The 8796-nt window shown below is 53.8% G+C and carries 9 protein-coding genes; 2 read left to right on the plus strand and 7 right to left on the minus strand.

Going from position 1 to position 8796, the window contains the following annotated elements; translation table 11 throughout:
- Both glnA and Q7T06_RS09625 read right to left on the minus strand, forming a co-directional pair.
- A partial coding sequence (gene glnA, locus Q7T06_RS09620; protein WP_304784056.1) for a type I glutamate--ammonia ligase occupies window positions 1-1177 on the minus strand: 1177 nt, incomplete at its 3' end.
- 308 nt (window positions 1178-1485) lie between these two features.
- Entirely contained in the window at window positions 1486-2739 is a 1254-nt protein-coding gene (locus Q7T06_RS09625) for a putative Na+/H+ antiporter (RefSeq protein WP_304784058.1), read from the minus strand.
- 110 nt (window positions 2740-2849) lie between these two features.
- Here Q7T06_RS09625 and Q7T06_RS09630 point away from each other — a divergent pair, with 110 nt between their 5' ends.
- The gene (locus Q7T06_RS09630) at window positions 2850-3314 is read left to right on the plus strand and encodes a rhodanese-like domain-containing protein (RefSeq protein WP_304784060.1); all 465 of its coding nucleotides are present in this window, start codon (window positions 2850-2852) and stop codon (window positions 3312-3314) included.
- On the opposite strand, the gene Q7T06_RS09635 is transcribed toward Q7T06_RS09630, so the two are convergent.
- The 5 genes from Q7T06_RS09635 to Q7T06_RS09655 all read right to left on the minus strand — a co-directional run bounded on the left by Q7T06_RS09635 (window position 3311) and on the right by Q7T06_RS09655 (window position 7901).
- Window positions 3311-4660 (minus strand): TAXI family TRAP transporter solute-binding subunit, encoded by a 1350-nt coding sequence (locus tag Q7T06_RS09635; RefSeq protein WP_304784062.1) that lies wholly within the window; start codon window positions 4658-4660, stop codon window positions 3311-3313. The two genes, Q7T06_RS09630 and Q7T06_RS09635, sit on opposite strands and share 4 nt — an antisense overlap.
- A gap of 151 nt (window positions 4661-4811) precedes the next feature.
- Window positions 4812-6482, minus strand: a complete 1671-nt coding sequence (locus Q7T06_RS09640) for a peptide chain release factor 3 (protein ID WP_304784064.1) — start codon at window positions 6480-6482, stop codon at window positions 4812-4814.
- 116 nt (window positions 6483-6598) lie between these two features.
- On the minus strand, window positions 6599-6820 hold the full coding sequence (locus tag Q7T06_RS09645; RefSeq protein ID WP_304784066.1) for a DUF1289 domain-containing protein: 222 nt from the start codon (window positions 6818-6820) through the stop codon (window positions 6599-6601).
- 62 nt (window positions 6821-6882) lie between these two features.
- Window positions 6883-7296 carry a flagellar basal body-associated FliL family protein gene (locus tag Q7T06_RS09650; protein WP_304784069.1) on the minus strand — a complete coding sequence of 138 codons (414 nt, stop codon included), beginning with the start codon at window positions 7294-7296 and terminating at the stop codon, window positions 6883-6885.
- A gap of 104 nt (window positions 7297-7400) precedes the next feature.
- Window positions 7401-7901 carry a LapA family protein gene (locus Q7T06_RS09655; RefSeq protein WP_304784071.1) on the minus strand — a complete coding sequence of 167 codons (501 nt, stop codon included), beginning with the start codon at window positions 7899-7901 and terminating at the stop codon, window positions 7401-7403.
- 501 nt (window positions 7902-8402) lie between these two features.
- On the opposite strand from Q7T06_RS09655, the gene Q7T06_RS09660 reads away from it, so the two are divergent.
- The coding region (locus Q7T06_RS09660) for a phosphate/phosphite/phosphonate ABC transporter substrate-binding protein (protein ID WP_304784072.1) at window positions 8403-8796 on the plus strand (394 nt) is incomplete at its 3' end.

Raw genomic sequence — 8796 nt, forward strand, 5'->3', positions numbered from 1 at the left:
CGCCTGGATGGATCTTGTTTTGCACGCCATCGAGACCTGCCATCAGCAAAGCCGAGAAGCACAGGTATGGATTGGCCAGTGGATCCGGGAAACGCGCTTCAACACGGCGACCTTTAGGGGTCGATACGTGAGGAATACGGATAGAAGCGGACCGGTTACGTGCCGAGTATGCCAAGTTAACTGGCGCTTCAAAACCTGGAACCAGACGTTTGTACGAGTTGGTGCCCGGGTTGGTGATCGCGTTCAGTGCCTTCGCGTGCTTGATGATGCCGCCGATGTAGTACAGGGCGAAATCAGACAAGCCAGCATAGCCGTCGCCTGCGAACAGGTTCTTGCCATCTTTCCAGACTGATTGGTGCACGTGCATACCCGAACCGTTGTCGCCAACTATAGGTTTAGGCATGAAAGTCGCTGTTTTACCGTAGGTATGAGCCACGTTCCAGACTACGTATTTCAGGTTCTGGGTCCAGTCAGCGCGCTCGACCAGGGTCGAGAATTTGCTGCCGATTTCATTTTGACCAGCGCCAGCCACTTCGTGGTGATGCACTTCAACCGGAATGCCGAGCGATTCCAGAATCAGGCACATTTCCGAACGCATGTCCTGGAAGCTGTCGACCGGTGGCACTGGGAAGTAGCCGCCTTTTACCGATGGACGATGGCCAGTGTTGCCGCCTTCGAGTTTTTCGCCGGTGCTCCACGATGCTTCTTCCGAATCAATCTTGACGAAGCAGCCATCCATGCCGATTTTCCAGCGGATGCTGTCGAAAATAAAGAATTCTGGCTCAGGACCGAAGTAAGCGGTATCGCCCAGACCGGACGATTTCAAATACGCTTCTGCGCGCTTGGCGATAGAACGCGGATCGCGATCATAGCCTTTGCCATCCGACGGCTCAATGACGTCGCACTGCATGAACAGCGTGGTTTCTTCGTAGAATGGATCGATATTGGCGGTGTTCGGATCCGGCATCAACAACATGTCGGACGATTCGATACCTTTCCAGCCAGCGATCGAGGAACCATCAAACGCATGACCGGATTCAAATTTATCCATGTCGAAATGCGAAACTGGCACAGTGACGTGCTGTTCCTTGCCTCTTGTGTCAGCAAAGCGAAAATCAACGAATTTGACTTCGTTGTCTTTCACCATCTTCAAGACCTCTGCGGCCGTCATTGCCATGCGAATCTCCTAAAATTGAGCAAAGTAATACAGAATCAGTAAATGGATTATGAGGCGTGCATGCATCAAACAGCATGCGACCAGAACTCGAGCGAAATGATAGCAGATTCCATGCCATCGTCTGCACGAATAATGCAGCTACCGCACCTTGGTGGAGCGGCAGCTTCCTGTGGCAAAGCAGCTTTTGGCGCACATGCACGATGATGGAACAAACACGGAATCTCACCAAAAAAGTGCATCAATGAATTAATGCAATATTTTTGTGCGTTTACTGTGTTAAATACAATAAATGCATTATTTTGGTGCACTTAGAATAAAAGGAAGAAAACCGTCGCCACTGCGGTCGGCAACAGCGCGCCCAACAACAAACCAAGCACGCCTATCGATTGATCATTGAAGCCCTGACGCAACAAAGCCACACCTGCCGGATTGGGCGCATTCGCAATCACCGTCAAGCCGCCGCCGGCAACCGCACCCGCCACCAGCATGTATTTTGCCGCATCCGACATGCCGTCAATCAGGGAACCCAGGTAAGTCAGTGCGGCATTATCGGTAATGGCCGTCAATCCCAGCGCACCAAAAAACAGTGCCGTCGGCTCAAGGCCAGCCACGATAGGCTGTAGCCACCATTGCTGCATGCCGCCCAGGACCACCAGGCCCGCCAGGAAAAATCCGACCAGCAAACCTTCTTTCAAAATCAGCGGATTCTGGAATTGTTCATATGCCTTGGTGAAGCCGAGGAAAAACAGGAACAAGCCGATGAAAATCACAGGATGATGCGCAAACACGACGACACCGCTGAGAAAAACAAGATGGATCAGGCTGACGATCAAGGGCACGCCTGGTTCTGGCTGCTGTGTATCCTGCGCAGCAAAATCCTTGATATAAGAGCGCAACAGGAAAGTCACGCCGGTCGCATTGATGACTACCGCAAGCGCCGCCTTCCAGCCGAAATTGGCGGCCATGAAGGCGCTATCCCAATTCCATGTCGTCGCCACCATCAACACTGGCGGCGCAGCAAACGATGTCAGGGTGCCGCCTATCGATATATTGACGAACAGCACGCCAAGCGCAGCATATTTCAGCCACTCGGGTATACCCTGGCGAAAGATCAGCGGCCCCAGCATCAATGCCGCCAGCGTCATCGCTGCCGGCTCGGTAATCAAGGAGCCTATCAGCGGCACCAGCGCCAGGCACAGCCATACATGGGCAACCGCGGTATTGAAAGGCAACATGCGCGCGACCAGCGCGATCAGCGCCTTGACAATGTCCAGCACCGGGCGCGATGCTGCAATCACCATGATCACGAACACAAACAGCGGCTCGGTGTATTGGCGCGACTCTGCATAATCAAGCGCTTCCTTGCCGCCGGATACCAGCGCCATCACGACGATCAGCACAAAGGCCCAGAAGCCGAATACGATTTCGATTTCGCCCAGCAAATGCAACAAGCCTGCGTGTTTCGGATGATGATGCGCCAAACGCTCAAACGATTTGGCGGCAAAGGTATGCACAAGTGCAATGGCAAAGATGATGGCCGCGATAAGCTGGATGGTGGTCATGGGTTTGCCTAATGAGGGTGAATGAAGATTATACCCATGCAAGTGATTGGCAACTTGCATGCATGCGCTCATCTATAATGAAATGCATCGTTTATACGGAACCATACACCATGCCTACCTCTACCGAACTTCTCGCCATCGCACGCCAACGCGGGCAGGCGCATCAACTGCCCTATGCCGGCGCGCTGACGCCACAGGAAGCATATGCCTTGCTGCAAAGCGATCCCGCAGTAAAACTGGTCGATGTGCGCACCAATGCAGAACGCGACTGGATAGGCCGTCCCGATATCGCGCCGCAACAGCACACTGCCGTGCAATGGAATGTCTATCCAGGCGGCACGCCCAATCCCGATTTCCTGCAGCAGCTGGGGCACGTTAGCGACAAGGCAGACGTGCTGCTTTTTCTGTGCCGCGGCGCCGTGCGTTCACGCCATGCGGCCAAGCTGGCAACGGAAAACGGCTATGCCAATTGCTTCGACGTACTGGAAGGTTTTGAAGGCGAGAAGGATGCCGATGGCCATCGCAAAACAGTCAATGGCTGGTGCCATGCAGGGCTGCCCTGGATCGGCGCTTAAGGGCTGGGTTCCCGGGCTTTTGCTTCGCTGAGCCAGACGATACGCTTGCGCACCAGATTGATATGGCTGCGCAGGCGGTACAGCTCGTCAGCAAACGACAGCGGTATCGAAATGTGATTGACCTTCTCTTCGATTTCATCGAGACGCAGCAACTGCGCCGGGTAAACTCCGGCGCGCTTTTCCGGCGGCACATCTTCTATCGCCTGCTCCACCGTGCGCAACTGGCCATACCAGCGGTAGACGCGTGAACGTACCTTCCACACATACAAGGGCGGCACGATGCGCGACAGTGGCAGGAACAAGGCGCCCAGCGCCACGATCACGACCCACATTCTTTCAAAAAAATTCGCCACCCAGAACGGCATATAGCGTTGCAGGAATGGTGGACCGTCACGATAGAATTTTGCCGCATCAGGCACCACGGTAATTTCTGTATAACTGGCATTCGGAAATTCACCCTGCTTGCGGAACCAGCCGGCGCCGCCATGTATCGTCGCCGCACTCTGTATGAACAGATCGATCAGTGCCGGATGCATGCCTTCACGCGCCACCAGCGTCGCCGTCGGTGCAATCAAGTGATAATTCTTCGGCGGCAAATCACGTCCGAGATCGACGATGCCGCGCGGTAAAACCACATGCGACAAATACGGGAAGCGACGCGAATAGGCTTCCACCTGGGTAAAATCAAACAACTTGATGCCCGGCGTCTGCAGCAGCATCTGTATCAGCAAACTGTCCGGCGCCGAACTGAAGACCAGCGCATCAATGCGACCGTCGAGCAATTTCACGGTGGCGGGCGTGTTTTCCAGCTGGCCCATTTTCACATCCCTGGGTTCGACTCCATTGACTGACAACAGCGTCTTGAACAGCTTGGGTACGCCGCTGCCTTCCGGGCCAACGTTGACCTTCAAGCCTTTCAATTGCGTCAGTTGCGTGATGTTTTTGCTCTCACGATAAAACAGCCAGATGGGCTCGGTAAACAAACTGCCTAGCGAAACCAGTCCCGATTTTTCCGCCTCTTCCTGTTCGGTCGAGCCGCTCTGCACGAATGCGATGTCGACAGCAGAATCCGGATCATGCAAACGCTGCAGATTTTCCTGCGAACCCAGCGAGGGTTGCAATGTGGTCTTGATGCCGAAGCCGGCGAGAGCTGCCGCATATTTTTTGCCGAATTCTTCGTAGGCACTGTTTTCCTGCCCGGTCGAAATCGTGACTTGCGATGGCGGCCAGGGATCGACCAGCTTGTAGGCAAAATAACAGGCCAGTGTGACCAGGACCGCCATGGGTCCGGCAGTCACGATCAAATCGCGCAGCGAGAATTCAGTGAATTTGAAAATTTTCGGCATGTCTTTCCTATTGCAAATCATCAGCTACACGATGCCAAGAATGCACGAATCAGGCAAGCACAGCATGCTGTCTTGCCAGGGCAAATAGATAAAGGGGATAAAAGATGCATGCCATCGTTGCAACTGCAACGATGGCATATGGCGGCTGCAATCAGGCGAGTTTGACCGAATGTTCACGCGTTTCGTGGAAAGTCACTCCCGGCCAGCGCTCCTGCGTCAGTCGCAGGTTGACACCTGAGCTGGCCAGATAAGCCACATTGCCAGCTGCATCGTGCGCGAGGTTGTGACCGGCGGAAGAGCGCTCGAAATCAGCCAGCATCTTTTTATCGTCGCAGGTGATCCAGCGCGCGCTGCTGATGCTGGTGCCTTCGAACACTGCATCGACGCCGTATTCATTGAGCAAACGGCTGGCGACCACTTCAAACTGCAGCACGCCGACGCCACCCAGAATCAGGTCGCCGCTGTTGACCGGCTTGAACACCTGGATCGCACCCTCTTCACCCAGTTGCTGCAAGCCCTTGTGCAATTGCTTGATCTTCAGCGGATTGCGTATGCGCACAGCACGGAAAAAATCCGGCGCGAAGTACGGGATGCCGGTGAACTGCAGCAATTCACCTTCGGAAAAACTGTCGCCTATCTGCATGTTGCCGTGGTTCGGCAAACCGATGATATCGCCGGCGTAGGCTTCTTCGACTTGCTCGCGGCTCGACGCCATGAAGGTCACGACATTCGAGACCTTGATTTCGCGATTCAAGCGCAAATGCTTGATCTTCATGCCGCGTTCAAAATGGCCGGAACATACGCGCAGGAAGGCGATGCGGTCGCGATGCGCCGGGTCCATATTGGCCTGGATCTTGAAGACGAAACCGGAAAACGGCAATTCAGTCGGCTTGACCGAACGCAGGGTCGCATCGCGCTCGCGCGGCGGTTGCGCCCAGTCGAGCAAGGCATTCAGGATTTCACGCACACCGAAGTTATTGATCGCGGAACCAAAGAACACCGGCGTACGGGTGCCGTTCAGGAAGGCATCAAGCTCGAATGGATGCGAGGCGCCATGTACCAGTTCGACTTCCATTTTGAGCTGTTCGATTTCGAGCGGGAACATTTCTGCCAGGCGCGGATTGTCTATGCCCTTGACGATTTCGAAGGTCTGGTCCGCCTTCTCGCTGCCGGGAGCAAACAGCATGATCTCGTCGCGCAGCAAATGGTAGACGCCGCGGAAGTTCTTGCCCATGCCGATAGGCCAGGTGACCGGCGCGCACTCTATCTTCAGCACCGACTCCAGCTCGTCGAGCAATTCCAGCGGATCGCGCGTTTCACGATCGAGCTTGTTCATGAAAGTGATGATGGGCGTGTTACGCATGCGGCAGACGTTGAGCAGCTTGATCGTCTGTTCTTCCACACCCTTGGCTGCATCGATCACCATCAGCGCGGAATCGACTGCAGTCAGCACGCGGTAGGTATCTTCAGAGAAGTCCTGGTGGCCTGGCGTATCGAGCAGGTTGATGACGTGATCGCGATATTCGAACTGCATGACCGAGCTGGCAACGGAGATGCCGCGCTGCTTTTCGATTTCCATCCAGTCGGATGTCGCATGGCGGCCGCTCTTGCGTCCCTTGACGGTGCCGGCAAGCTGGATCGCGCCCGAAAACAGCAACAGTTTTTCAGTCAGCGTGGTTTTACCCGCATCCGGGTGCGAAATGATGCCGAAGGTGCGCCGGCGCGCAACTTCGCGGGCAATCAATTCGGAAGTAACTGTACGGGATTCAAACGCTGGCGTATCGGCGGAATCGGCGGTAGGCAGATCGGGCAGGTCGGACATGGAATAGCCCTAGCAAAAAGGGCTAAAGTCTACCGCCTCTTGGCTTTGAAGTCTAATGCAGCCATCGAATGGCCAGGGATTTTTTGTGTATCCGGGTAGCGCAACAGTGAAAACGCTTAGCGTTTTACCAAGCCGGCCGCTTCCAGCCTGGCCCAGATGACGGCTTTTTCCTCGTCATCGTAAATGATCCAGTTGATCACTTCGTCAAACGTCCTGCCGCAGCCCTTGCAGATTTCATCGCCATGCGAAGTCGAACAATAACCGGCGCAGGGCGAATCGGGGCGGAGCGAGGTGCCGCTGGTATCGCTGGTATCAATTAGATGGTCTGTGTTGCTCATGCTGAAAGTAATCGGTAACTCCAAGCATCAAGTATGCATGGGCTTGCAGCATATGGCAAAAATCATGGCGCCTGCACGATCAAATCAGTCAATAAAATTGCCTCGACGTTACGCGTATTGAGTGCTGTATTCGCGGCATCGCGCAGCATTTCCTGCAGATAAGTCACGCTATCCGGGTCACGCAAGCGCTGGGGGTCGGCATTGGCCAGCGCCGCCTGCACGGCAAAATTCAATTCCTTCTGGTGACTTTTCACCCACTCCTCATCGTCATTGCGCGTTTGCACTGCGTAACTAGTCTTGACCGAGAATTGCGAACTGCGCACCACCACGGGACCAAAGCTTGTATAGCTGGATGACGCTACCGGCAGCGCACGATACGACAGGAAAAACCATACCGCCAGAATGGCGATCACGACCAACGCCAGCGTAGCGCCGATGATGGCGGCATTCATTTCTGTTTGCTTGGCTTTTGCCATGATGAAGTAAGGAAAGGGTTGCAATGGATACCTAGTTTAACTGGGTATGCCGATTTATTGGATATTTTATTGCCGTACGGAAATAAAATGTCCGGCAATTTCATTCATGCCAGCCGATTTGCTGTCTCCGCATTGCCACCGCGTTCCAGCCTGTCTTCCAGCTCCCCTATATGCGCCGCCACTGCATTGCCGGATTGTTCTATCGCAGCCAGGACGCCGATATCAAGGCGCTCCAGCCGCTCCAGTAATGCCTCTTGCAACGCCAGATCCTGTTTGGATGCCGCCTGCATTTCCAGTTCTAGGTAGCGATGCAGTTCGGTAAAACGCGAAGCTTCGGCTTGATCGGCACGCTCGCGGTGGGCATGCAATTCTTTTGCATGACGCCTTGCCTCCAGCAGCACAGAGGATTGCAGGTAAATGATTAACATCAGAAAGAAGGCAGTCAGCGTCGCAGTCAAGCCCAGCATGACCAGGCCTAGCGGGGCTTGCACGGTAGTCACGCCCAGCCACAATTGAGTCGGCGTATTGAATGCAGTCCAGTTCAATGCCGCCAGCGCGCCTATAGCGCCCAGAATGATGACAAATAACCAGGTACGAATTTGCATGATGGTCTCGCTTTGAAGGTGACGGTACAGAATTGCATGATCGCTGGAATGTCCATAGAGACACCGCGCCATGGGCCTGATTTGGCTTTACATCCGCCACCATTGTCACGCAGCAAGCTTGCATGCTTTGTTCGGCAACGCACGGAGTGAAATATTAAAACAGAAAGAGACTGGGAAAACAGCGAGCAAACTGGCGTAAATATAGCGGCTGTTTCTCGCCGTCATCCTGCAGAGTGCATGGCTGCTGGCTATCCACTCGTCTTGTCGCATTTTTCCCCATCGAACTGTTTTTTTAATACGAAGCATTCACATTGGATAATGGGCTGCCCCACAGGCAAATGGAGCCGCGCGGGACGTCCCATCTATTTGTGTAAATAAAATAAATTGTTGTGCGTTTTTGCACACCCAGACCAAGAAAATCCCTTGTGTTTTGTTTTGTTAATGTAACATTCACCATACAATTAGTTACCTTATAAAAATATTTACAAACGGAGCGACTTCATGAAATTCATATCTTTCTTGGCCATGACAGTGCTGGCCGCCGGGATCAATTCCGCCTCAGCGCAAGATCTGGTTTTAGCCATTAATGAAGGTGTGACATATCAAGATGGCGGCCCTGCCAGCGAGCGCTACAAACCGCTACTGCAATTGCTGTCGAAAGAGTTGAAACAGAATGTGAAGCTGCAGTCTGTCGATAAATATGCCGCGTTTGAAAAAGGTTTGGCCGAAGGCAAATACGATTTGGTCTTCATACATCCTGCCCATATAGGTTTAACGGCAGTAAGAAAGAATGGCTATGAAGGCCTGGCCACTGCCAAGGGATTTACCGACTACCGTGCGCGCGTGCTGGTGGCAAATAATTCGCCATTGAAAACCATGCAGGATTTGCGCGGCA

Source organism: Herminiimonas sp., from assembly GCF_030645555.1.
GTDB lineage: Bacteria > Pseudomonadota > Gammaproteobacteria > Burkholderiales > Burkholderiaceae_D > Oxalicibacterium.